Here is a 24538-nt window from a genome sequence, read left to right as displayed (position 1 = left end):
CGTCGCGCTTTGACCCGCGTTGGCGGAAACGACTAGACTAAACGGGCGTGTACTACGTGTGCGCAACTAAATCCACAAAATCAGGATGACCCGGCTGATCGCCTTTGATTCGCCGCGCTCTTCGCCCGTGTCGCCGACGCGGTCGGGACGGTTTGCCTGACCGACTAACTATCCACAACGGAGCCCCTACTACATGACCATCACCTCCACCGAGAAGCCCGGTACCCCCGTCGTCGCGATTAACGACATCGGTACCGCTGAGGACTTCCTCGCAGCTGTCGACGCGACCATCAAGTACTTCAACGACGGAGACCTCGTCGAAGGTACCGTCGTCAAGGTCGACCGCGACGAAGTTCTGCTCGACATCGGTTACAAGACCGAAGGTGTCATTCCCTCCCGCGAGCTTTCCATCAAGCACGACGTTGACCCCGGAGACGTCGTCTCCGTTGGCGATCAGGTCGAAGCCCTGGTGCTCACCAAGGAAGACAAAGAAGGCCGTCTGATCCTCTCCAAGAAGCGTGCTCAGTACGAGCGTGCCTGGGGCGACATCGAGAAGGTCAAGGAAGAAGACGGCGTCGTCACCGGTACCGTCATCGAAGTTGTCAAGGGTGGTCTTATCCTCGACATCGGCCTGCGCGGCTTCCTGCCCGCATCCCTCGTCGAGATGCGCCGTGTGCGCGACCTGGCTCCGTACATCGGTCAGCAGATCGAAGCCAAGATCATCGAACTGGACAAGAACCGCAACAACGTTGTTCTGTCCCGCCGTGCCTGGCTCGAGCAGACCCAGTCCGAGGTCCGCTCCACGTTCCTCAACAAGCTGGAAAAGGGCCAGGTCCGTCCCGGCGTCGTTTCCTCCATCGTCAACTTCGGTGCCTTCGTGGACCTGGGCGGCGTAGACGGCCTCGTTCACGTTTCCGAGCTGTCCTGGAAGCACATCGACCACCCGTCCGAGGTTGTCGAAGTTGGCCAGGAAGTCACCGTCGAGGTTCTCGAGGTCGACCTGGACCGCGAGCGCGTTTCCCTGTCGCTCAAGGCTACGCAGGAAGATCCGTGGCAGACCTTCGCTCGCACCCACGCCCTCGGCCAGGTTGTTCCGGGTAAGGTCACCAAGCTGGTTCCGTTCGGTGCGTTCGTTCGCGTCGAAGACGGCATCGAAGGCCTGGTCCACATCTCCGAGCTCGCCGTGCGCCACGTTGAGCTGGCCGAGCAGGTTGTCTCCGTTGGCGACGAGCTGTTCGTCAAGGTCATCGACATCGACCTCGAACGCCGCCGCATCTCGCTGTCCCTCAAGCAGGCCAACGAGGGCGTCGACGCCGACAGCACCGAATTCGATCCGGCTCTCTACGGCATGGCCGCTGAGTACGACGAAGAGGGCAACTACAAGTACCCGGAGGGCTTCGATCCGGAGTCCAACGAGTGGCTTGAAGGCTACGAGACGCAGCGCGCCGCCTGGGAGCAGCAGTACGCTGACGCCCAGACCCGCTGGGAAGCCCACAAGAAGCAGGTTGCCCAGCACGCTGCCGACGACGCTGCTGCTGCAACGTCCGGTGAGAGCGACTCCGGCACCACCAGCTACTCCTCCGAGCCGGCTGCGACCGAGACCGGTGCAGGCACGCTTGCTTCGGACGAGGCCCTCGCTGCCCTGCGCGAGAAGCTGACCGGCAACTAGTTGCCACCGGCCCGGGTTTGCCCGGGCCAGCCACCACGGGTCCCCGCCATGTGCGGGGGCCCGTTGTGGTTTAAGGGGCGGGGTGGGGGTGGCTGCGGCGGGACCGGCTGCGGCCCGGCCGGTCAGGCGCCGTTGCCGAGCACGCGATCCGTGGCAACGTCAGGTTCGCTGTCGAAGTACTTGTCCAGAATTTGCTGAAAGACCGGCTCCCCCTGGGCCGCCCGGTGGAACAGGGTTGCCGACGAGTGAAGTTTCCGCGCGTCGATGCCGCCGAAGATCTGCTCTGCGGTTCGTCCCTCGACGGCGACGACGGCGTCACACGACTCCCGCAGCCGGCCGCCCAGGACCGGGTGGTCCAGATAGGCCCGGGCTTCGTCGACCGAGGCGATCGCATACTTCCGCGAGGTGGCGCTGAACCCGAGCCCGGCGATCTGCGGAAAAATGAACCACATCCAATGACTTCGCTTGGACCCGGCACGCAGTTCCGACAGCGCCTGCCGGTATGTGCCCGCCGAGTCCTGCGCCTCGACGAAACGGGCCAGGTTGTACGGATCATCCACGTCAGTTCTCCTCGTTGTCTTGGCGCTCCGCGGTAGCCCTGAGCGTCTGCGGTGGTCTCCGGCGCGCCACCAGGCAACATCGGGCCTCCGCATTGGACCGTCACAGACGCCCTCGAGAGCCCGGTGAGTTGCGCGCTTCTGGGGTTCGCCCCGTATCCCCTTCATCCAAGCACCGCCCCGCCTCCCGCAACAACCATCTGGAACTGGCGCACCCCGCTCCACCACGGACGGACATGCCCATCCGTGGTGCCGGGCATTGGACATAGTGGCATCATGCTCATTGCTGAGGTCCGCCGTTGGACATGTCCGTCCGTGGTTGTGAGCGATGGGCACGCCCTTCCTTGGGCCGCCTTAGGGACGAGCATGTCCATCCCTGGTATGCGGAGTTGGTCGCAAAGGCCAACATGCCCATTCGCTGGGTCCGCCGATGGACATGTCCGTCCTTGGGTGGTGGGGATGGGTATGCCCTTCCGTGGGCCGGCGTAGGGACGAGCATGCCCATCCTTGGTGCCGGCCGTTGGACATGGTGGCATCATGCTCATTGCTGATGTCCGCCGATGGACATGTCCGTCCTTGGGTGGTGGGGATGGGTATGCCCTTTCGTGGGCCGGCGTAGGGACGGACATGCCCATCCTTGGTGCCGGCCGTTGGACATAGTGGCATCACGCCCATTGCTGACGTCCGCCGATGGACATGTCCGTCCTGGGGTGGTGGGTATGGGCATGCCCTTCCGTGGGCCGGCCGAGGTACGAGCATGCCCCTGCTTGGTGCCGGGCGTTGGACATAGTGGCGTCATGCCCATTACTGAGGGCCGCCGGTGGACATGTCCGTCGCGGCGAGGCAGGGATGGGCATGTCCATCCGTCGGTGCGCCGGTGCAGCCCGCGCGCTAGGGAAGCTTGAAGGTCGCCCGGACCCGCTGGTCGTTTGATGTCAGTTCGGCACCCAGCGAACGCAATAGGGCCTGCGCGGCGAGGTTGCCTGGGGTCGTTTCCGCCACCAGGTCGGCTGCTCCCGCCTCAGCTGCCTGGAGCTTGATGAGCCGCAGGGCCTCCCCGCCGATGCCCCGGCCGCGAAAACTCCGGCCCAGCCAGATGCCGGTCTCCAGCGTGCCCCCGTCCTGCGGACCCAGCGTGCCCCCGGCTTCCGGAGCACGAACATCACCCCCACCCCCGTCCACCCGCATCAATCGGACCGACCCTGCCAGCTCCCCGTCGGCGGTGATGGCCCAGGTCCGCTGCCGGGCCGGACCGTCCAGCCCGGCCGCCGCGGCGCGGTGGTAGGCGCGGAACCAGCTGATCCGTTCGGTGTTCCAACCGGCGGCCGTGCCGAGCGGCGGGGTGACCTCGTCGGCGTCGGCGTCATGCAACGCCACGGCCAGAAGCCCGTCCAGCACCGCGTTCGTCACGTCGACCAGCGCTACCACCGGTAACGGCTCAGTTGATGGCGGCATCGACCCACTCCGTTCCTTCCGGCGACAGCACAGCAGTTCCGGCCGAGAGTTCAGCCAGCCGCGCCGACGCCTGCTCCAGCCCGGCCGGGCTGTCCGGCAACGCCAGCCGGAGCACCGTTGTCTGCGCATCGTAACTGGTCCCGGCCATGAGGAACCCGGCGGCGCGGAGGTCGTTTTCAAGCCGGCCGGCGGAAGCGTGGGGGACCGGCACGGCACAGATCCGCAGCCGCTGCCGCCGCACCAGGGGCGCGCGTTCCAGTGCGGAAGACACCGATTCCGAGTACGCCCGCACCAGTCCGCCCGCACCGAGCAGGATGCCGCCGAAGTAGCGGACGACGACGGCGGTCACGTCACTGAGGTCGGTCAGGCCGGGCCCGGTTTCGCGTTTCAGCAGGGCCTCCAGCATGGGGATACCCGCCGTTCCCGAGGGTTCGCCGTCGTCGCTGGAGCGCTGCACCTCACGGTCTGGGCCCAGTACGAACGCCGAGCAGTGGTGCCGGGCGTCATGGAATTCCCGGCGGAGCGACGCCACCAGCACCCGGGCCTGGTCCTCGTCGGCCGTGCGCTGCAGGACGGTAATGAAACGGGACCGTTTGATCTCCAGCTCGTGCCGGAAGCTGCCGCCGGCCGCCAGCGTGGTGTACGCCGTGGCTCTGCTGTCCGGGAAAGCGCTGGCCTTGCTTTCCGGGGAAACCGCGTCGACTGGCACCGCTTCAGTTTAGTCTGGTGGGGTGCTGAAGATCGGGTTGACGGGCGGCATCGCCTCAGGGAAGTCAGTGGTGGCCTCGCGGCTGCGCGAGCTTGGGGCCGTGGTGGTCGACGCCGACGCCCTGGCGCGCGAGGTCGTGGAACCGGGCACGCCCGGGCTGGCGCGCGTTGTGGCGGCCTTCAGTTCTACCGTGGTGGGATCCGACGGCGCCCTGGACCGCGCCCGCCTGGCCGCCCTCGTCTTCGGAAACCCCGAGCGGCTGGCCGTGCTGAACGGCATCATCCACCCCCTCGTCCGGGAACGGGCCGCCGCCATCGCCGCTGCCGCCCCCAAAGGCGCCGTCGTGGTCCAGGACATCCCATTGCTGGTCGAGACCGGCCAGGGCGCCAACTTCCACCTGGTGGTGGTGGTCGACGCACCCGAAGACCTCAGGATTCAGCGGATGGTCGAGCACCGGAAGATGACGGTCGATGAGGCCCGGTCCAGAATGGGCGCCCAGGCAACACGCGAGCATCGGCTGGCAGCGGCGGATGTGGTCCTGGACAATTCCGGCGCCAGGGAGGAACTGCGCGACGCCGTGGACCGGCTCTGGTCCGGCCGGCTAGTGCCGTTCGCGGAGAACCTGGTCAAACACCGGCTGGCGCCGCGCACCGGCGGGCCGGTGCTCAGCCCCGCCAACCCGGCCTGGACAGCCGAGGCAGCCCGGCTCATCGCCCGGCTCCGGGCAGTGTCCCCGCAGGACATCCTCGGCGTCGACCACATCGGCTCGACGGCGGTTCCCGGGCTGGCCGCCAAGGACGTCCTGGACCTGCAGCTCACCGTCCGCGACCTCGCCGCCGCGGACCGGCTGGAGCCGCTGCTGGCGGAAGCGGGATTCCCGCGCTGGCCGGGCAGCGGCCCCGACAACCCGAAGCCCGGCCACCCGGACCCTGCGGCCTGGGACAAGCGCGTCCACGGCAGCGCGGACCCGGGCCGGCCAGTGAACCTGCACGTCCGGGCTGCCGGCTCCCCGGGCTGGCGCTATGCCCTGTGCTTCCGGGACTGGCTGCGCGACGACGACGCCGCGCGGACCGACTACCTCGCCGAAAAGCGGCGCGCCGCGCGGCGGCACGGGGTGGACAAGTCCACGGCGGCCTACGCCGCAGACAAAGAAGACTGGTTCACTGCGCAGGCCGCCCCTCGGATGGATGAGTGGGCCCGCCGAACGGGCTGGCGGCCGCCGTCGTACGCCGCCGCAGGACCGCAGGGTAGCGCCCAAAGCTGAATCAGGGTTTCCTGTCGGAGGGCAGCGGTAGATTAGGAACATGAGCCTTGCCCAGGAAATCAACCGTGTTGTGGCGCCCTTCGAAGTCATCAGCGAGTTCAAACCGGCCGGCGACCAGCCGGCCGCGATCGCCGAGCTGACCGAGCGCATCAAGAATGGCGAAAAGGACGTGGTGCTCCTGGGCGCCACCGGTACGGGTAAAAGCGCCACAACGGCGTGGCTGGTCGAGCAGGTCCAGCGCCCCACCCTCGTGATGGTGCAGAACAAGACCCTCGCCGCCCAGCTGGCCAACGAATTCCGTGAGCTGCTGCCGAACAACGCGGTGGAGTACTTCGTCTCCTACTACGACTACTACCAGCCTGAGGCCTACGTGGCCCAGACGGACACCTTCATCGAGAAAGACTCCTCCATCAACGAGGAAGTGGAGCGGCTCCGGCACTCCGCCACGAACGCACTCCTCACCCGCCGCGACGTGATCGTGGTGGCCACCGTGTCCTGCATCTACGGCCTGGGCACGCCGGAAGAGTACATTTCCGGCATGGTCACCCTGCGCAAGGGCGCGGAAATGAACCGTGACGACCTGCTCCGGAAGTTCGTCTCCATGCAGTACGCCCGCAACGACATGGACTTCCACCGCGGGACCTTCCGGGTTCGCGGCGACACCGTGGAGATCATCCCGATGTACGAGGAACTGGCCATCAGGATCGAGTTCTTCGGCGACGAGATCGAAAACATCCAGACCCTGCACCCGCTCACCGGTGAAGTGCTGCGCGAGGAAGAGGAAATGTACGTCTTCCCGGCCTCGCACTACGTCGCCGGCCCCGAGCGGATGGCCCGGGCGATCAAACGGATCGAAGACGAACTTGCCGACCGGCTCAAGGTCCTGGAGAGCCAGAACAAGCTCGTCGAGGCCCAGCGGCTGCGGATGCGCACCACCTATGACCTTGAGATGATGCAGCAGATGGGCTTCTGCAACGGCATCGAGAACTACTCGTCGCACATTGACGGCCGTGCCCGCGGGACGGCTCCGCACTGCCTCCTGGACTACTTCCCGGACGATTTCCTGCTCGTGATCGACGAATCCCACGTTACGGTCCCGCAGATCGGTGCCATGTACGAGGGCGACATGTCCCGCAAACGGAACCTGGTGGACTTCGGTTTCCGGCTGCCGTCGGCCATGGACAACCGTCCGCTCAAATGGGACGAATTCCTCGAGCGTGTCGGCCAGACCGTGTACCTCTCCGCGACCCCGGGCAAATACGAGCTCGGCAAGGCCGACGGATTCGTGCAGCAGATCATCCGGCCCACCGGCCTGATCGACCCGGAAGTGATCGTCAAGCCCACCAAGGGCCAGATCGATGATCTGCTGGGTGAGATCCGCACCCGCACCGCCAACAACGAACGCGTGCTGGTCACCACCCTGACCAAACGGATGGCGGAGGACCTCACCGACTACCTGCTGGGCCACGGCGTTAAAGTCGAATACCTGCACTCAGACGTAGACACCCTGCGCCGCGTGGAGCTGCTCCGCGAACTCCGGATGGGCGTCTTTGACGTCCTGGTCGGCATCAACCTGCTCCGTGAAGGCCTGGACCTGCCCGAGGTCTCGCTGGTCAGCATCCTCGACGCGGACAAGGAAGGATTCCTCCGCTCCGCGACGTCCCTGATCCAGACCATCGGCCGTGCCGCCCGAAACGTCTCCGGCCAGGTTCACATGTACGCGGACCGGATTACCGATTCCATGGCCCAGGCCATCGACGAGACCAACCGCCGCCGGGCCATCCAGGTGGCCTACAACACCGAGCGGGGGATCGACCCGCAGCCGCTGCGCAAGAAGATCGCCGACATCACCGACCAGCTGGCCAAGGAAGACGCGGATACCCGCGAGCTGCTGGCCAGCGCGAACAAGGCCCGCGGCAAGGGCAAGGGCGGGGCCAAGGTCCGCACCGACGGACTTGCCGCCGCCCCCGCCGAGGACCTGGTGGGCCTGATCGAACAACTCACGGAGCAGATGCACGCGGCAGCCGGCGAGTTGCAGTTCGAACTGGCGGCACGACTCCGCGACGAGGTCGGCGATCTCAAGAAGGAGCTGCGCCAGATGCAGTCGGCGGGTCACGCCTAAGGTAAAGTAGATGGAACGTAGGGGAGTATCCCAAGCGCTACGATCGTCAACACGCAGGGCACAGATGCCATGCCGGGCGTAGCGGGCAGCAGACTGACACCGGAGGCCACGGCCCGGGTGCGGGAGCCTAGCCGGAGAGACTTACACCGCTGAGCTGTACCCTGCGAAAGGTCACTTCGTGCCCGAACTTCCCCTCTGGTTTGAGATCGGCTCCTTTGTCGTCCTCGGCCTCATCCTCGCCGTCGACCTGCTCCTGGTCCTGAAGCGTCCGCACGAGCCCTCCATGAAGGAAGCAAGCCTTTGGGTCTCCTTCTACATTGCCTTGGCCCTCGTCTTCGCCGGCGCCATGTTCATGTTTACCGGCCCGGAATACGGCGGCCAGTTCATCGCCGGCTGGGTCACCGAGTACAGCCTCAGCATCGATAACCTGTTCGTGTTCATCATCATCATGGCGCGCTTCTCGGTACCCCGTAAGTACCAGCAGGAGGTGCTTATGGTCGGGATCATCATCGCCCTGGTCCTGCGCGGCATCTTCATCCTGCTCGGCGCGATCGTGATCGAACAGTTCAGCTGGATCTTCTACATCTTCGGCGCCTTCCTGCTCTGGACCGCATGGAAGCAGGCCCAGGACGAGGGCGAAGACGAGGAAGACAAGGAAAACCCGCTGATCGCCCGGATCCGCCGGGTCCTGCCGATGTCCGACAAGTTCGACGGCGGCAAGCTCCGCGCCGTGGTGGACGGTAAAAAGGTCTTCACCCCGATGCTCATCGTCTTCGTGACCATCGGCCTGACGGACCTGCTGTTCGCCGTGGACTCCATCCCGGCCATCTTCGGCCTCACCCAGAGCGCCTTCATCGTCTTCACGGCCAACATCTTCGCCCTGATGGGTTTGCGCCAGCTGTACTTCCTGCTGGGCGGTCTCATGAGCCGGCTCATCTACCTCAAGCACGCGCTCTCGGTCATCCTGGCCTTCATCGGCGTCAAGCTGGTGCTGCACGCCATGCACGTGAACGAACTCCCGTTCATCAACGGCGGCAAGCACATCGAATGGGCGCCGGAGATCCCCACGTTCGTCTCGCTCGCCGTGATCATCGGCACGATCATCATCGCGGTGGTCGCCAGCCTGCTCAGCTCCAAGGCCTCCAAGGCCAAACTCGACAGCCGGCTGGAAGAGGACTCCCGCAAGAGCCTCAGCGACGCCGAGTAGCCACCACGCGGGCACCGAACGGGCAGGCCACGCGCCTGGGCCGCGGCCGACCCTCGACGGGCTAAGCTCGGAGCGTGAAAACGTTTGATGCCGCACAGGCGGCCGATACGGCGCTGCACCCCCAACGGGTGCAGCGCCGTACCGTTGTTGTCCTCAGCATCGCCCAGCTCCTGAGCGGAATCGGCAACGGCGCGAGCCTGTCAGTGGGATCACTGCTGGCGGTCCAGCTTTCCGGCTCCAACGCCTGGGCCGGCTCGGTCACCACCACCATGACTCTCGCGGCAGCCCTGACCGCCCTGCCGCTGGCCGGACTGGCCGGCCGGAGGGGGCGCCGGGCCGCTCTCGTGACCGGCCTGCTCTGCGCGATGACGGGCGCCCTGCTGGTGATTCTGGCCACCGTGACCGGGGTCTTCCCGATCCTGCTCGCGGCTGCGGCCCTGCTGGGCCTTGGCACCGCGGCCAACCTGCAGGCGCGCTTTGCCGCCGTCGACCTCGCCGATGCCCAACACCGCGGACGGTCCCTCGCAATTGTCGTGTGGTCGGTGACGGTTGGCGCCGTGGCCGGCCCCAACCTCATCCAGCCCGGCGCGGTAGTGGGGGAGGCGCTGGGGCTGCCCGCCATCTCAGGGCCGTTCGTGTTTTCGACGGCGGGACTGTTCCTCGCAGCCCTGCTGTTGCTGGTCGCGCTGCGGCCCGACCCGCTGCTGCTGGCCGGCCGGCTGCGTACCGCCTCCGAGGGTCCCGCCAAGGGAACGCAAGGCAGCCGGGGGAGGCACGCCCTGCGGGACGGCCTCCGTGCCGTCCGCTCCTCGCCCCGGGCGCGGCTGGCGCTGCTCGCCGTCGTGGCCGCGCACGGCTGCATGGCGGCCGTGATGTCCATGACGCCGCTCCACCTGCAATTGCTCACCGAAGGGCCGATGGCCGGCCCCATAGCCGGTCACACCCACACCACCGGGACCGATGTGTTCGTGCTGATCGGCTTCACCATCTCGCTGCACATCGCCGGGATGTACGCGCTCTCACCCGTGATGGGCTGGCTCACCGACCGGGTGGGCCGCCGCCAGGTCATCCTGCTGGGCCACGGGTTGATTCTTATCGCCGTATGCGAGGCCGGGTTCGGCCAGTCGCAGCCGGCCCTGGTGACCATCGGACTGGTGCTCCTGGGGCTGGGCTGGTCCGCTGCCACCATTGCCGGATCCACGCTGCTCGCCGAAAGTGTGGCCCCCGGGGACAGGGTCCTCGTGCAGGGTGCCTCGGACACCCTGATGGGCATCGCCGGCGCCGTCGGATCCGGTTTCGCCGGACTGCTGATGAGCGGAATCGGCTACCAGGGGCTGAACCTGGTAGCCGCCGCCGTCGCCGTCACGGTCCTGGCCGTGATCCTGGCAGCGCGAGCGCCGCGCACGGAGCCGGCCCTGGACGGCTGAGTCCTCAGGCCCCGGCCGCGCGCGCCATGCCGAGCAGCCGCCCGAAGATGGCTTCCCCGTCATCGGCAATGCCGTCATGGTGGAACTCATCCGTTTCCCACACCTGCAGGCCGCGGACTGCACGTGCTGTCTCCAGCGAGAGGTCCCGGTCCACGTAAATATCGTCGCTGTAGACGGCCGCCGCCACGGGGACGTTGTTCAGTGCCAGGCGCTCGGGATCATAGAGCGGCTTCCAATCGTCCTTCTCCGCGAGCAACTGCGCCACCGTGCGGAGCGGCCGCAGCGCCGGATCCTGGTCAAAGTACCACGGATAGACCATCTCACCCGTCAGCAGGGGCTCGGCCGCGTCAGGGCGGAACTCGGGGAAGTCCTGGAGCACGCGCAGGGCAGCCCAATCGGTGGCCTCGCCCTGGCCGTAGATGGACTCATGCATAAGGGCATAGAGCGGGTTGGATGCGCGGGAAACGAGGCCGCGGACCTGCTCCAGGAAGCCGTCGGAGAGCCGCCCGCCGTCGGGCGTGGCAACGAACGCATCCTCCAGCAGGTGGTGGAGCCCGTCGACGCGGGTGTTGCCGCCGAGGTAGGCACCCACCATCTGGAACCGCTCCACGGTGAGCCGGGTGCCGTCGGGAAGGACTTCCTCGGTGTCCCGGAGGTGCCGGGCGATCCGGGTGACCAGTTCGCGGTCCTGCGGATACCAGCTGAAGTATTCGGCATTGCGGGCCGCGACGCGCCGGAAGGTGGCCTGGTAGACCCGGTCGGCGGGACCGGCCAGCGGGGCGAGGCCGCCGGTGATGAGCGCCTCCCGCAGGCCCTCGGGAGCGAAGGACAGGTACGTCAGGGCGCAGAAGCCGCCGTAGCTCTGACCGTAAATGGTCCACGGCGCTGCACCGAGGGCCCTGCGGATAGCCTCGGCGTCCGCCACGATCGAATCGGCCCGGAAGTGCTCCAGGTACTCCACCTGGTCCCGGTCACCGCCGCGCAACGGCAGCGTGTTGCGGTCGATGGGGGAGGACAGGCCGGTGCCGCGCTGGTCCAGCATCAGGATGCGGAAGTCCCTGGCCGCGGCCTTGCTCCAGCCGCCAAGGGCCGGGAAGCGGTTGCCGCGGCCCCCAGGGCCGCCCTGCAAGAACAGCAGCCACGGCAGGTCCGCGGCAGCCTCTTCGCTGTGGTCGGCGGAGACGTACTCGCGGGCGAAGACCGTGATGGTCTCGCTGCCGGCACCGAAATGGTCCAGCGGCACTTCGAAATAGTGTTCCGTGGTGCGCATGCCGCGGTAGTCATGCCGGGCTTTGACGATGTGCGGGACGACGCCGGGCGCCACCGCTGCGGCCTTAACCACGGGCGGTTGCCGTCCGGGCCGCGCCGAACCCGGCGAGGGCTTCACCGGTCAGACGGAACGTTGACCATTCGTCCATCGGGGCCGCCCCGAGGTTTTTGTAGAAAGCGATCGAGGGCTCGTTCCAGTCCAGCACACTCCACTCCACCCGGGCGTAGCCGCGCTCCACGGCCGTGGTCGCAAGGTGCTGCAGCAGGGCCTTGCCGTGCCCGGCGCCGCGCGCCTCGGGCATCACGTAGAGATCCTCGAGGTAGATCCCGTGGACGCCTTCCCACGTGGAGTAGTTCAGGAACCACAACGCGAAACCCTGGACCTCACCGGCGGCGTTCTCCGCCATCGTCGCGTAAACGCGCGGGTTCTCGCCGAACAGGGCCTCGGACAGCATCTCCGGGGTGTTTCGGACCGCGTCCGGTTCCTTCTCGTAGATGGCCAGGTCGTGGATCATCCGGAGGATGGCGGGAACGTCGGCGGCGGCGGCCGGGCGGATTACACTCATGGGCACGAGTTTACTAGCGGCTACAGCCGGTTCACGTCGCTGACCCGGACCACAGCGGTGCCGGTTTCGTCGGAGGCTGCCAGGTCCACTTCGGCGGAAATGCCCCAGTCGTGGTTTCCGGCGGGATCGTCGAAGATCTGCCGGACTTTCCACACCCCGGGCTCCTCGGTGATGATGAGCAGTCCGGGGCCGCGGGCATCCGGGCCGGTGCCGATGTCGCCGTGTTCCTCGAAGTAGTCATCAAGCGCGTCTTCCCAGCGCTCAGCGTCCCAGCCCGAGCCGCCGTCGAGCTCGCCGAGGGCAGTGGCGGCCTCGTCCGCGAACAGTTCCACCCGGCGGAACATCTCGTTCCGGACCATCACGCGGAAGGCCCGCACGTTGGAGGTCAGCGACGGCGGCGGGGGCGGCGGGGCGTCATGCGGGGTCGGCGCGGCGCCGGACGTCAGTTCCTCCCACTCGTCGAGCAGGCTGGAGTCCACCTGCCGGACCAGTTCGCCCAGCCAGGCAATCAGGTCTGCGAGGTCTTCGCGCAGGGCGTCCTGCGGGACAGTCTGCCGGAGGGCCTTGAAGCCGTCGGCCAGGTAGCGCAGGACGATGCCTTCGGACCGGGCCAGCCCGTAGAACTGGACGAATTCGCCGAAGTTCATGGCACGTTCGTACATGTCGCGGACCACGGACTTGGGCGCCAGCTCAAAGTCGCCGATCCAAGGTGCGGCCTTGCGGTAGACGTCGAACGCTTCACCGAGGATCTCGGCGAGCGGTTGCGGGTAGGTGACGTCCTCGAGCATGGCCATGCGCTGGTCGTAGTCGATGCCGTCGGCCTTCATTGCGGCGATCGCCTCCCCGCGGACCTTCTTCTGCTGGGCGGACAGGATCTGCCGCGGCTTCTCCAGCGTGGACTCGATGACCGACACGACGTCGAGGGCGTACGACGGCGACTCCGGGTCCAGCAGGTCGAGGGCCGCGAGGGCGAAGGGGGAGAGCGGCTGGTTCAGGGCGAAGTTCGCCTGCAGGTGCACGGTCAGCCGGACGCTGCGCCCGTCCGGACCCTGCTCTGCCGCCGGAATCCGCTCGACGACGCCGGCCGCCAGCAGTTCGCGGTAGATGCCGAGGGCCTTCTTCATCAGCTGCAGCTGTGCGGACCGGGTCTCATGATTCTCCGTGAGCAGCCGGCGCGCGGCCTTGAAGGGGTCCCCGGGCCGTTCCATCAGGTTCATCAGCATCGAGTGCGTCACGGTGAAGCTCGAGCCCAGCGGATCCGGGACGGATTCCACCAGGCGCTTGTAGGTGGGTTCGCCCCAGGACACAAAGCCTTCCGGCGGTTTTTTCTTGACCACCTGGCGCAGCTTCTTTTGGTCGTCGCCGAACTTCGCGGTGGCCTTGGCCATGGCCTTGACGTTTTCGATCACGTGCTCGGGGGCCTGGACCACCACCGTGCCCGCCGTGTCATAGCCGGCCCGGCCGGCGCGGCCGGCGATCTGGTGGAACTCACGGGAGTTCAGCAGGCGGGTGCGGACGCCGTCGTACTTGCTGAGCGCGGTCAGGAGGACGGTGCGGATGGGGACGTTAATGCCGACCCCCAGAGTGTCCGTGCCGCAGATGACCTTCAGGAGGCCCGCCTGGGCCAGCTGCTCGACCAGCCGGCGGTATTTGGGCAGCATCCCGGCGTGGTGTACCCCGATGCCGTGGCGGACCAGCCGGTTGAGGGTCTTGCCGAAGCCCGCGGCGAAGCGGAATCCCGCGATCAGCTCGGCGATTTTGTCTTTTTCTTCACGGGTGCAGATGTTGATGCTCATCAGGTTCTGCGCCCGGTCGATGGCCTCGAGCTGGCTGAAGTGGACCACGTAGACGGGGACCTGCTTGGTGGAGAGCAGCTCCTCCAGCGTCTCGTGAACGGGGGTCTGCTGGTAATAGAAGTGCAGCGGGATGGGCCGTTCGGCGGAACTGACCGTCGTCGTCGGGCGGCCGGTCAGCTCGGTGATGCCGTCCTCGAAGCGGCTCACGTCGCCCAGGGTCGCGGACATCAGCAGGAACTGGGCCTGGGGGAGTTCCAGCAGCGGAACCTGCCACGCCCAGCCGCGCTGGGGGTCCGAGTAGAAGTGGAACTCGTCCATGATCACCGCGCCGAGGCTGGCGTCGGCCCCTTCGCGCAGGGCGATGTTGGCCAGGATCTCTGCGGTGCAGCAGATGATGGGCGCGTCCTGGTTAACGCCCGAATCTCCGGTGATCATGCCGACGTTCTCGGCCCCGAAGATTTCGCAGAGGGCGAAGAACTTCTCCGAGACGAGCGCCTTGATGGGGGCCGTGTAATAGCTGCGCTGGCCGCGGGCCATGGCCTGGAAATGCGCCGCGATGGCCACGAGCGACTTCCCCGAGCCGGTGGGGGTGGCGAGAATGACGTTGGCGCCGGCCGCCAGCTCCATCACGGCCTCGTCCTGGGCGGTGTAGAGGGCAAGGCCGCGGCTCTCGGTCCATTCGACGAACCGGGTGTAAAGCTCATCCGGATCGAGGCCGGTCCGGCCGGGGACTCGGGCGGCCGGGGCGGGAAGCTGATCTACGAGTTTCATTGCCTTCCAGCTTAGTGTCCCGCGGCGCTCCCGCAGCCGGGCCGGATAACCGCAGACAGCAGGTACTTGATGATTCAACCTTTTAGGCGTATGTTGGTTGTAGCTTCAACAAAACATCCAGTATCCGACCGAACAGAATCTGATGACGAACTTCCTGGCCCGAATCTTTGGAAAGAAGACCCCCATGACCAACATCACCATCATCGGCAACGGCAACATGGCCCGCGGCATCGCCACTCGCGCACTCGCCGCCGGCCGGACGGTCGAGATTCTCGGCCAGGATGCAGCCAAAGCCCAGGCCCTGGCGGAGGAGCTCGGAGGGGGTGTGCGCTATGGCACGACGGCGGATGCGCCGCAGGGCAGCCTGGTAGTCCTCGCAGTACCGTTCGACGCCGCCAAGTCCGTGGTGCGCGCCTATGGCGATGCCCTGGCCGGCAAGACGCTCGTGGACATCACGAACCCGGTCAACTTCGAGACCTTCGACTCCCTGGTGGTGGAGCCGGGCACGTCCGCTGCCGAGGAAATTGCCAAGCTCGCCCCGGCCGGTGCCGCAGTGGTCAAGGCCTTCAACACCACGTTCGCGGGAACCCTGGTGGCGGGCAAGTCCGGCAGCCAGCCCCTGGATGTGTTCATCGCGGGTGACGACGCCGCCGCCACCTCGGCCGTCAGCAGCTTCGTTGCCGACGCCGGCATGCGGCCGCTCGTGGTCGGCCCGCTCAAGCGCTCCGGTGAGCTGGAAGGCTTCCAGTTTGTCCTCATGACGATGCAAGCCAACCCCGAGTTCGCCGATTTCAACTGGGACACCGGCCTGAAGGTCACCAACTAATGGAAGCCATCTTCCCGGACCCGGTGGTAGCAACTGCCGGGTCCGACGACCCGGCGGCTCCGCTGGTGGTGCTTCTCCACGGCCGCGGCTCCGACGAGCGGGAAATCCTCGGCCTCGCCGGCCGGCTGCCGGCCGGACCCGCCTACGCCGCGGTCCGGGCTCCCATTGCCGAGGGCGGCGGCTACGCCTGGTTCGCCAATCGCGGCATCGGCCGGCCCGTGGCCGAATCCCTGGACGCGACGATGGCCTGGTTCCGCGCCTGGCTCGACGCGGCGGCACCGGCCGGCCGGCCGGTGGTGCTGGTCGGCTTCAGCGGCGGGGCAGCCTTTGCCGGCGGCCTGCTGCTGGCCGACCCGTCACGCTATGCCGGAGCTGCCATCCTCTACGGCACCCTGCCGTTCGACGCCGGTGTTCCGGTCGCACCAGGACAGCTGGCTGGCGTCCCGGTCTTTGTTGCCCACGGCGACCAGGACCGGGTCATCCCGCACGAGCTCCTCGAAAAGACCTGGGACTATTTGCTGACGGGCTCCGGAGCCGCCGCCACCTCACGCCGCGATCCCGGCGGGCACGGCATTACCGGCCAGACGCTGGCGGAGCTCGGCAGCTGGATTGAAGGGCTGCCCGCAGCCTAGGCCCGGCAGTGGCGCCAATCCGCCGCGGGTCGGTCCTTCGGGACCGGCCCTCGGCGGTAGGCTTCGGCTGAAGACACGGCGAAGCGGGGGCAAAGCGTGAAATGGGATCCAGCAAAGTACGAGGAATTCGGCGGCTACAGGGACCGGCCGTTCTTTGACCTGACGTCGCGAATCCGCGCTGGCTCCCCGCAGCAGGTGACGGACCTGGGCTGCGGCCCGGGAAACCTCACCGCCACGCTGGCGGCCCGCTGGCCCGGAGCCGCCGTCACCGGGCTGGATTCCTCGGCCGAAATGCTCGCCAAGGCCGGCGGCCTGGCGGCCGGCACGGACAACCTCTCCTTCCGCCAGGCGGACATCGGCGACTGGATGCCGGCACCGGACACCGACGTCGTGGTCACCAATGCCGCCCTGCAATGGGTACCCAACCACCTGGAACTCCTGCCGCACTGGCTCGAAGCCCTGCGACCCGGCGCCTGGTTCGCCCTGCAGGTTCCAGGTAACTTCAACGCCCCCTCGCACTCCCTGATGCGTTCCCTCGCGGAATCGGACGACTGGTCCGGGCGCCTGGCCGGCGTGCTCCGGCACAGCGACGCCGCGGCCGGCCCCACCGAATACCTCCAGCTCATGCTGGATGCCGGCTGTGACGCCGACGCCTGGGAGACCACCTACCTCCAGGTCCTCCCCGGCACCGATCCGGTGCTTGAGTGGGTCCGGGGAACCGGCCTGCGCCCGGTCCTCGCGGCGCTGGGCCCGGCGGACGCCGAACGCTTCGAGGCCGAGTACGCCCGGCAGCTGCGCGTCGCCTACCCGCCCGGGGACCGCGGGACCGTCTTCCCCTTCCGGCGGGTCTTCGCCGTCGCCCGCAAGCGCGGCTGAGACCCGGCCGGGCCACCCGTGCCAGCACCATTGACCAATGTGACATGCCACATGACAAAGATCGGCATGTGATGGGGCTTACAATGACAAAGCGGTCTTTGGGGCGACCGCGTCCTGCTCCACATCCGGGCCCTGTTCTAGTGATGGAGGTTCGGTGCTACTTAGCCTGATGAGGCGCCTGCTGGCGGCCCACAGGGTGACCGTCCTGGCCATCATCTGCCTCCAGCTGGTGCAGACCAGCGCCAACCTGATGCTGCCCACCCTGAACGCCGCCATCATTGACGACGGCATTGTCGCCGGCGACACGCCGGTGATCCTGCGGCTCGGCGGCTGGATGGCCGCGGTGGCCGCCCTCCAGGTCGGGTCCGCCGTCGCCGCCGGCTACCTTGGCGCTGTCGTGGCCATGCGGGTGGGGCACGAACTGCGCGAAGAGCTGTTCGCCAAGGTCCAGACGTTCTCCTCACAAGACGTCGGTGCCTTCGGTGCGCCCAGCCTGGTGACCCGGGCCACCAACGACGTCACCCAGATCCAGAACCTCACCGTCCTGGTCTTCACAATGCTGGTCGCCGCTCCCGCGAGCTTCATCGGCGGCATCGTCCTCGCCCTGCACCAGGACCTCGCACTGTCCGGCGTCGTGGTGGTGGTGATCCCGCTGCTCGCGGGCCTGATGGTGCTGATCGTGCGGCGGCTGATTCCGCTCTACCGGCGCGGACAGGCACTCATTGACCGGATCAGCCGGGTGCTGCGCGAACAGATCATCGGCGCGAACGTCATCCGCGGCTTCGTCCGGCAGGACCACGAGATCCGCCGCTTCGATGCCGCCAACAAGGAACTCACCAGGAACAACCTGGACTCCGCGCTGCTGGTCGCCGGAATGAACCCCATGATCATGGTGGTGGTGAACCTTTCCTCCGTCGCGATCGTGTGGTTCGGCGGCCACCGGATCCAGTCCGGCCAGATGCGGCTCGGCGCCCTGACCGCGTTCATCGCCTACATCCTGCAGATCCTCATCGCCATCCTGATGGCCATGTACGTTTTCACCACCGCCCCCCGCGCCGCTGCGTGCGCCGAACGTATCCGCGAGGTCCTCGATACGGACCCCTCCATTGGTGACCCGGACCCGGCGTCGGCCGCTCCGTCCCCGGTGCCCGGAGCGGCGGCCCTCCGGCATGTCGCCGCCGGAACCGTCGAATTCCGCGACGTGGCCTTCGGCTACCCCGGGGCGGAAGCCCCCGTCCTCAGCGGAATCAGCTTCACCGCCGTTCCCGGAACGGTGACAGCCATCGTCGGAGCCACGGGCAGCGGCAAAACCACCCTCCTGAACCTGCTGCCCCGGTTCCTGGACGCGACCGCCGGCAGCATCAGCATCGGCGGCCGCGAGATCAACACGCTGCCGCTGGCGTCGCTCCGGGACCTGATGGCTGTGGTGCCGCAGCACTCCTACCTGTTCTCCGGGACCCTCGCCCAGAACCTGCGCGTCGGTGATCCGGAAGCCACTGACCACCAGCTGTGGGCGGCGCTGGAGACGGCCCAGGCAGCCGACTTCGTCCGGGATCTTCCCGACGCCCTGGAAACTCCGGTCAGCCAGGGAGGCACCAACCTCTCCGGCGGACAACGCCAGCGGCTCTGCATCGCCCGGGCACTGCTGCGCCCCGCTCCCGTGTACCTCTTCGACGACAGCTTCTCCGCCCTGGACTACGGCACCGACGCCCGGCTCCGCTCGGCGCTGGAGCCCCTCCTGCGCTCAGCGACCGTGCTGGTGGTGGCCGAGCGGGTAGCAACGATTGAAGATGCCGGACTCATCCTGGTCCTTGAAGAGGGCCGGCTGGTCGCCCAGGGAACCCATGCCGGGCTCATGGCGTCATCGCTGACCTACCGGGAAATCGCCGCCTCGCAGCTGGTCCTCGAGGAAACACCATGAGCGCCGGATTCCCTGCACCGCGGGCCGGAGCCGCCGCCAAGTGGCGGGCGGCTGGCCGGCTGCTGGGACTTCTGAAACCCGTGCGCCTTCGTATGGCCGGCGTCGTCGCCACCACCTGCGGGTTCGCGGCGCTCAACGTCGCAGCGCCCAAATACCTCGGCGACGCCACGGACGTCGTGGTCCACAGCGTTGTGGGCGGCACCTTTAACGACCAAAAACTCGGTCGCCTGCTCCTGGCGGTGGCGCTGATGTACCTCGGCGCGTCCTTGTTCAGCTGGATCCAGGGCGCACTCACGGCGACGGCCGTGCAACGGCTCAGTTACGGGCTGCGCGCCTCGGTGGAACAAAAGCTGCACGTCCTGCCCTCCAGCCACTTCGACGACCAGCACCGCGGCGACGTGCTCAGCCGTGCCACCAACGACGTCGACAACGTCTCCCAGGCCCTCAACCAGCTGCTCAACCAGCTGATCATGTCCGTGCTGATGCTCACCGGCGCCCTGGCCATGATGTTCTGGCTCTCCCCGCTGCTGGCGCTCATTGCCCTGGCCTCGGTTCCGCTCTCCACGCTGATCACCGTGCTTGTCGCCCGGAAATCGCAGGCCTATTTCACCGACCAGTGGGACAGCACCGGGGCCCTCCATGCCCACCTGGAGGAATTCTTCACCGGCCATGAGGTAGTCAAGGCCTTTGGCCGGCAGGAGGCCGCGGCGGCCGTCTTCAGCACCAGCAACGGCCGGCTCTTCCGGGCCTCTTCCAACGCGCAGTACGTCTCCGGGGTTGTGCAGCCGCTGATGATCTTCGTCGCCAACCTCAACTACATCGCCGTGGCCGTCATCGGAGCCCTGCAGGTCGCCGCCGGCACCATGACCATCGGCGGGGTGCAGGCCTTCATCCAGTTCAGCAGGCTCTTCAGCCAGCCCATGGGCCAGATCGGCGGAATGCTGAACCTCATGCAGTCCTGCATCGCCTCCGCCGAGCGCGTCTTCGCGCTGCTGGACGCGCCGGAAATCCCCGCCGACGCGGCCGGGCCCGCCGCCGGGTCCGCCCGGGCCGCCGCGGCCCGCGCGGCCGACGCCGGATCCCCGCCGCCCGCCGGCAGGGTCACCTTCGAGGGCGCCACGTTCGGCTACGACCCCGCCTCTCCCGTCGTCGAGGGCCTGACCTTCACCGTGGAACCGGGCCAGACCGTGGCGATCGTCGGTCACACCGGCGCCGGCAAGACCACCGTGGTCAACCTCCTGATGCGGTTCTACGAGCTGGACTCCGGGCGGATCACGGTCGACGGGGTGGACATCGCCGAGTTGCCCCGCGACGGACTGCGGGCAACCTTCGGCACCGTGATGCAGGACGCCTGGCTGTTCACCGGCAGCATCCGGGAGAACATCGAATACGGCCGGCCCGGCGCGGACGACGACGACATTGTGGCCGCCGCCCAGGCAAGCCACGTGGACCAGTTCGTCCGGGCCCTCCCGGCCGGCTACGCCACCATGCTGGGCAACGACGGCGACTCCCTGAGCCGCGGCCAGCGCCAGCTCATCTCGATCGCCCGCGCCCAGCTGGCCGCCCGCAGCATCCTGATCCTCGACGAGGCCACCAGCTCCGTGGACAGCCGGACGGAAATGCAGATCCGGCAGGCCATGGCCCGGCTCCGGCAGGGGAGGACCAGCTTCGTGATTGCCCACCGCTTGTCCACAGTCCGCGACGCTGATCTAATTCTGGTCATGGACCACGGACGGATTGTTGAACAAGGGACCCACCAGGACCTGATGGCCGCGGACGGTGTGTACACCGGGCTTTACCGCGCTCAATTTGCCGGCCGCGAGCAGCCCGCACGGGTGCTGGAGTCGGACCGGTGAGCGCCGCAGAGCATGCCGCGGCGCAGTTCCCCGGCGCCTGGAAGCCCAACACCGGCAGTTCCGTGCCGCTGTTCGAGCAGCTGCGGCTGAACATCATCGAACACGCGGACAAAGGCACCCTGGCCCCAGGAACCCGCCTCCCTGCCGTGCGCAGCCTCGCGGCCGAGCTCGGCGTTGCACCGCACACCGTGGCGCGGGCCTACAAGGAACTCGAAGCCGCCGGCGTCGTTGCCACCCGCGGTCGGAACGGCACCGTCGTGTGCGCCCGCGACGAGGCCTGGGGCTCGCTCGCCGCCGCCGCTGCGGAGTTCGCTGACGCCGCCAAGGCCCAGGGCGCCAGCTTCGCGGAGGCCGTCCAACTCCTCGCGGCGGCGTACGACCGCCACTAACGGGGCCGCCATTAGCACATCCCGGCCCGGAATGGATATTCGAAGAAGTTTTCGATTAGCATTGGAGGCGTGCCTAAAGCCGTAGCTGATCAACCTGCCGTCGATGTCCAGCCTGCCGCCGTTCCGGTGAAGTCCGGAAAAGCGGCCCCACAGCGCTCCAGCCCGGCGTCGTCCGGTACGGAGCTGGCCCGTCCCGACCTGTCCCGCCTGGTGGTGAAGGGCGCGCGCGAACACAACCTCCGCAACGTCGACCTCGACCTGCCGCGCGACGCCATGATCGTTTTCACCGGACTCTCGGGCTCGGGCAAGTCCTCCCTCGCCTTCGACACAATCTTCGCCGAAGGGCAGCGCCGCTACGTCGAGTCGCTCTCCGCCTACGCCCGCCAGTTCCTTGGCCAGGTGGACAAGCCCGACGTCGACTTCATCGAGGGCCTCTCGCCCGCGGTCTCCATCGACCAGAAGTCCACCAGCAAGAACCCCCGCTCCACCGTGGGCACCATCACCGAGATTTACGACTACATGCGCCTGCTCTGGGCCAGGGTGGGCCGCCCGCACTGCCCCGTCTGCGGCGAGCCGGTCACCAAGCAGACCCCGCAGCAGATCGTCGACCAGCTCCTTGAACTTCCCGAGGGCACCCGCTTCCAGGTCCTCGCGCCCGTGGTGCGCGGCCGCAAGGGCGAGTTCGTCGAGCTGTTCAAGGAGCTCACCGCCAAGGGCTACTCCCGCGCCCGGGTGGACGACAAGCTGATCCAGCTCAGCGACCCGCCCAAGCTCGGTAAGCAGTTCAAGCACACCATCGAGGTGGTGGTGGACCGGCTGGTGGTCAAGGACGGCATCAGCCAGCGCCTGACGGACTCCGTCGAAACCGCACTGGGACTGGCCGAGGGCCGGGTCCTCGCCGAATTCGTGGACCTTGAGGCCGACGATCCCGGACGCATCCGCGCGTTCTCCGAACACCTCGCGTGCCCCAACGAGCACCCGCTGGCAATCGACGAGATCGAGCCCCGCTCGTTCTCCTTCAACAACCCCTTCGGCGCCTGCTCCGCCTGCAGCGGCATCGGCACCAAGCTCGAGGTCGATGAGGAACTCCTCATCCCCAACCCCGAGCTCTCGCTGTCCGAGGGTGCCATCGCCCCGTGGTCCCTCGGCACGGCCACCACGGAATACTGGAACCGGCTCCTCGGCGGCCTGGCCAAGGAAATCGGCTTCAAGATGACCACCCCGTGGGAGAAACTCTCCGCGGAGGCCCGGCAGACCGTGCTGCACGGCAAGGACCACCAGGTGGTGGTCCAGTACCGCAACCGGTTCGGCCGCGAACGCAAGTACAGCACCGGCTTCGAAGGCGTGGTCCAGTACGTGCACCGCAAGCACACCGAGACGGACTCCGACTCCGCCCGGGACCGCTACGAGGAGTACATGCGCCAGGTCCCGTGCCCGGCCTGCAACGGTGCCCGGCTGAACCCGGCGTCGTTGTCCGTCCTCATCAACGGCAAATCCATCGCCGAGGTCGCGGCGCTGCCCATGCGCGAATGCGCGCACTTCCTGGACACCCTGGTGCTCAGCGGCCGTGAGGCGCAGATCGCGCACCAGGTCCTCAAGGAGATCCAGGCCCGCCTGACGTTCCTCCTCGACGTCGGCCTCGAATACCTGAACCTGGAACGCCCCTCCGGCACCCTGTCCGGCGGCGAGGCCCAGCGCATCCGGCTGGCCACCCAGATCGGCTCCGGCCTGGTGGGGGTGCTGTACGTCCTCGACGAACCGTCCATCGGCCTGCACCAGCGCGACAACCGGCGGCTGATCGAAACCCTCACCCGGCTCCGGGACCTCGGCAACACACTGATTGTGGTGGAGCACGACGAGGACACCATCCACGAGGCCGACTGGGTGGTCGACATCGGACCCGGCGCCGGCGAGCACGGCGGAATGGTGGTCCACTCCGGTTCCTACCAAGACCTGCTGAAGAACACCGAATCCCTCACCGGCGACTACCTGTCCGGTCGCAAGTCCATCCAGGTGCCGAAGAAACGCCGCAAGTACGACAAGAAGCGCGAGCTGAAAGTCGTCGGGGCCAAGGAAAACAACCTGCTGAACGTGGACGCGGCCTTCCCCCTCGGCTTGTTCACCGCCGTCACCGGCGTCAGCGGCTCCGGCAAGTCGACCCTGGTCAACGAGATCCTCTACAAGGTGCTCGCCAACAAGCTCAACGGCGCCAAGCAGGTCGCCGGCCGGCACAAGACCGTGCAGGGCCTCGAGCACCTCGACAAGGTGGTGCACGTCGACCAGAGCCCCATCGGCCGGACCCCGCGCTCCAACCCGGCCACCTACACGGGCGTCTTCGACCACATCCGGAAGCTCTTCGCCGAGACCACTGAGGCCAAGGTCCGCGGCTACATGCCCGGCCGGTTCTCCTTCAACGTCAAGGGCGGCCGCTGCGAAGCCTGCTCCGGCGACGGCACCCTGAAGATCGAGATGAACTTCCTGCCGGACGTCTATGTGCCCTGCGAGGTCTGCCACGGCGCGCGCTACAACCGCGAGACGCTCGAGGTGCACTACAAGGGCAAGACCATCGCAGACGTCCTGAACATGCCGATCGAGGAAGGCGCGGAGTTCTTCGCCGCGTTCTCGCCGATCGCCCGGCACCTGAAGACGCTGGTGGACGTCGGCCTCGGTTACGTACGGCTGGGCCAGCCCGCCACGACCCTCTCCGGCGGTGAGGCGCAGCGCGTGAAGCTGGCCGCGGAGCTGCAGAAGCGGTCCAACGGCCGGAGCGTGTACGTCCTGGACGAGCCCACCACAGGCCTGCATTTCGAGGACATCCGCAAACTGCTGATGGTCCTGCAGGGCCTGGTCGAGAAGGGCAACACCGTGATCACCATCGAGCACAACCTCGACGTCATCAAGAGTGCGGACTGGATTGTCGACCTGGGGCCCGACGGCGGTTCCGGCGGCGGCAGGATCGTCACCTCGGGTACGCCCGAGCAGGTGGCCAAGTCCAAGGAGAGCCACACGGCCACGTTCCTCGCGGACATTCTGGGCTGACCCCGCCCCTGGCGACGCGGTCTTTGTCCCACGACGCGCAAATGCCCTGCCGCCCCGGTTATTCCGGCCGCGGCAGGGCATTTGCGCGTCGCCGGGCAGCAGGCCGGTCGGCAGCGACGTATGCCTGCAGGGGTATGTGAATTTCAAGCATCCCCATCGTCGTGAGAAACTACTCCGGTGACGCATA

General features: G+C 67.4%; 18 protein-coding genes. 12 read left to right on the top strand and 6 right to left on the bottom strand.

The features are described 5' to 3' along the window. Positions 1-193: 193 nt before the first annotated feature. Complete coding sequence (gene rpsA, locus AC1DHY_RS07490; RefSeq protein WP_476903408.1) at positions 194-1669, top strand: 30S ribosomal protein S1; 1476 nt, start codon at positions 194-196, stop codon at positions 1667-1669. Between the two features lie 122 nt (positions 1670-1791). Here rpsA and AC1DHY_RS07485 read toward each other — a convergent pair whose 3' ends face one another. The 3 genes from AC1DHY_RS07485 to AC1DHY_RS07475 form a co-directional block, all read right to left on the bottom strand. Continuing rightward, positions 1792-2229 (bottom strand): DUF1810 domain-containing protein, encoded by a 438-nt coding sequence (locus AC1DHY_RS07485; protein WP_476878374.1) that lies wholly within the window; start codon positions 2227-2229, stop codon positions 1792-1794. Positions 2230-3117: 888 nt separating this feature from the next. Beyond that, positions 3118-3681: a GNAT family N-acetyltransferase gene (locus AC1DHY_RS07480; RefSeq protein ID WP_476878375.1), complete on the bottom strand. Its 564-nt coding sequence runs from the start codon at positions 3679-3681 to the stop codon at positions 3118-3120. Continuing rightward, positions 3665-4390, bottom strand: a complete 726-nt coding sequence (locus tag AC1DHY_RS07475; RefSeq protein ID WP_476878376.1) for an IMPACT family protein — start codon at positions 4388-4390, stop codon at positions 3665-3667. Before AC1DHY_RS07475 ends, AC1DHY_RS07480 begins: the two co-directional genes overlap by 17 nt. A gap of 22 nt (positions 4391-4412) precedes the next feature. Here AC1DHY_RS07475 and coaE point away from each other — a divergent pair, with 22 nt between their 5' ends. The 4 genes from coaE to AC1DHY_RS07455 all read left to right on the top strand — a co-directional run bounded on the left by coaE (position 4413) and on the right by AC1DHY_RS07455 (position 10410). Then, the gene (gene coaE / locus AC1DHY_RS07470; RefSeq protein WP_476878377.1) at positions 4413-5654 is read left to right on the top strand and encodes a dephospho-CoA kinase; all 1242 of its coding nucleotides are present in this window, start codon (positions 4413-4415) and stop codon (positions 5652-5654) included. Between the two features lie 40 nt (positions 5655-5694). Then, the gene (gene uvrB / locus AC1DHY_RS07465) at positions 5695-7776 is read left to right on the top strand and encodes an excinuclease ABC subunit UvrB (protein WP_476878378.1); all 2082 of its coding nucleotides are present in this window, start codon (positions 5695-5697) and stop codon (positions 7774-7776) included. Between the two features lie 178 nt (positions 7777-7954). Further along, complete coding sequence (locus tag AC1DHY_RS07460) at positions 7955-8983, top strand: TerC family protein (RefSeq protein ID WP_476878379.1); 1029 nt, start codon at positions 7955-7957, stop codon at positions 8981-8983. Between the two features lie 74 nt (positions 8984-9057). Beyond that, a complete protein-coding gene (locus AC1DHY_RS07455) occupies positions 9058-10410 on the top strand; it encodes an MFS transporter (protein ID WP_476878380.1) in 1353 nt (450 codons plus the stop codon). A 4-nt stretch (positions 10411-10414) separates the two neighbouring features. Here the strand turns inward: AC1DHY_RS07455 and AC1DHY_RS07450 are convergent, their stop codons facing one another. The 3 genes from AC1DHY_RS07450 to AC1DHY_RS07440 form a co-directional block, all read right to left on the bottom strand. After that, positions 10415-11680, bottom strand: coding sequence for an alpha/beta fold hydrolase (locus AC1DHY_RS07450; protein WP_476878384.1), 1266 nt, complete (start codon positions 11678-11680; stop codon positions 10415-10417). A gap of 64 nt (positions 11681-11744) precedes the next feature. Then, positions 11745-12245: an N-acetyltransferase family protein gene (locus AC1DHY_RS07445; protein ID WP_476878381.1), complete on the bottom strand. Its 501-nt coding sequence runs from the start codon at positions 12243-12245 to the stop codon at positions 11745-11747. Positions 12246-12265: 20 nt separating this feature from the next. After that, a complete protein-coding gene (locus tag AC1DHY_RS07440; RefSeq protein ID WP_476903407.1) occupies positions 12266-14812 on the bottom strand; it encodes a DEAD/DEAH box helicase in 2547 nt (848 codons plus the stop codon). A gap of 184 nt (positions 14813-14996) precedes the next feature. Between AC1DHY_RS07440 and AC1DHY_RS07435 the strand changes: the two genes are divergently transcribed. From AC1DHY_RS07435 to uvrA, 7 genes are all read left to right on the top strand, one after another. Beyond that, positions 14997-15638, top strand: a complete 642-nt coding sequence (locus AC1DHY_RS07435) for an NADPH-dependent F420 reductase (RefSeq protein WP_476879505.1) — start codon at positions 14997-14999, stop codon at positions 15636-15638. After that, positions 15638-16270, top strand: a complete 633-nt coding sequence (locus AC1DHY_RS07430; RefSeq protein WP_476879506.1) for an alpha/beta hydrolase — start codon at positions 15638-15640, stop codon at positions 16268-16270. Before AC1DHY_RS07435 ends, AC1DHY_RS07430 begins: the two co-directional genes overlap by 1 nt. A gap of 96 nt (positions 16271-16366) precedes the next feature. Beyond that, positions 16367-17146 carry a trans-aconitate 2-methyltransferase gene (locus AC1DHY_RS07425; RefSeq protein WP_476903406.1) on the top strand — a complete coding sequence of 260 codons (780 nt, stop codon included), beginning with the start codon at positions 16367-16369 and terminating at the stop codon, positions 17144-17146. A gap of 169 nt (positions 17147-17315) precedes the next feature. After that, on the top strand, positions 17316-19067 hold the full coding sequence (locus tag AC1DHY_RS07420; RefSeq protein WP_476903405.1) for an ABC transporter ATP-binding protein: 1752 nt from the start codon (positions 17316-17318) through the stop codon (positions 19065-19067). Continuing rightward, on the top strand, positions 19064-20923 hold the full coding sequence (locus AC1DHY_RS07415) for an ABC transporter ATP-binding protein (protein WP_476879509.1): 1860 nt from the start codon (positions 19064-19066) through the stop codon (positions 20921-20923). Before AC1DHY_RS07420 ends, AC1DHY_RS07415 begins: the two co-directional genes overlap by 4 nt. Beyond that, positions 20920-21312, top strand: a complete 393-nt coding sequence (locus AC1DHY_RS07410) for a GntR family transcriptional regulator (RefSeq protein WP_476879510.1) — start codon at positions 20920-20922, stop codon at positions 21310-21312. The genes AC1DHY_RS07415 and AC1DHY_RS07410 overlap by 4 nt, the downstream gene beginning before the upstream one ends. A gap of 183 nt (positions 21313-21495) precedes the next feature. Next, complete coding sequence (gene uvrA, locus AC1DHY_RS07405) at positions 21496-24351, top strand: excinuclease ABC subunit UvrA (protein WP_476903481.1); 2856 nt, start codon at positions 21496-21498, stop codon at positions 24349-24351. Positions 24352-24538: the final 187 nt, after the last annotated feature.

The organism is Arthrobacter sp. 05L44 (assembly GCF_056397605.1).
The sequence above is the reverse complement of the archived record's forward strand: the minus strand, read 5'-3'. Positions and strand labels throughout refer to the sequence as shown.

Bases quoted from the DNA above. Each gene is read 5' to 3' on its own strand.
- AC1DHY_RS07445 (WP_476878381.1), bottom strand. From the start codon at position 12,245: ATGAGTGTAATCCGCCCGGCCGCCGCCGCCGACGTTCCCGCCATCCTC.
- AC1DHY_RS07420 (WP_476903405.1), top strand. From the start codon at position 17,316: ATGAGGCGCCTGCTGGCGGCCCACAGGGTGACCGTCCTGGCCATCATC.
- AC1DHY_RS07435 (WP_476879505.1), top strand. From the start codon at position 14,997: ATGACCAACATCACCATCATCGGCAACGGCAACATGGCCCGCGGCATC.
- AC1DHY_RS07480 (WP_476878375.1), bottom strand. From the start codon at position 3,681: ATGCCGCCATCAACTGAGCCGTTACCGGTGGTAGCGCTGGTCGACGTG.
- AC1DHY_RS07450 (WP_476878384.1), bottom strand. From the start codon at position 11,680: ATGCGCACCACGGAACACTATTTCGAAGTGCCGCTGGACCATTTCGGT.
- AC1DHY_RS07430 (WP_476879506.1), top strand. From the start codon at position 15,638: ATGGAAGCCATCTTCCCGGACCCGGTGGTAGCAACTGCCGGGTCCGAC.
- uvrB (WP_476878378.1), top strand. From the start codon at position 5,695: ATGAGCCTTGCCCAGGAAATCAACCGTGTTGTGGCGCCCTTCGAAGTC.
- AC1DHY_RS07440 (WP_476903407.1), bottom strand. From the start codon at position 14,812: ATGAAACTCGTAGATCAGCTTCCCGCCCCGGCCGCCCGAGTCCCCGGC.
- AC1DHY_RS07415 (WP_476879509.1), top strand. From the start codon at position 19,064: ATGAGCGCCGGATTCCCTGCACCGCGGGCCGGAGCCGCCGCCAAGTGG.
- rpsA (WP_476903408.1), top strand. From the start codon at position 194: ATGACCATCACCTCCACCGAGAAGCCCGGTACCCCCGTCGTCGCGATT.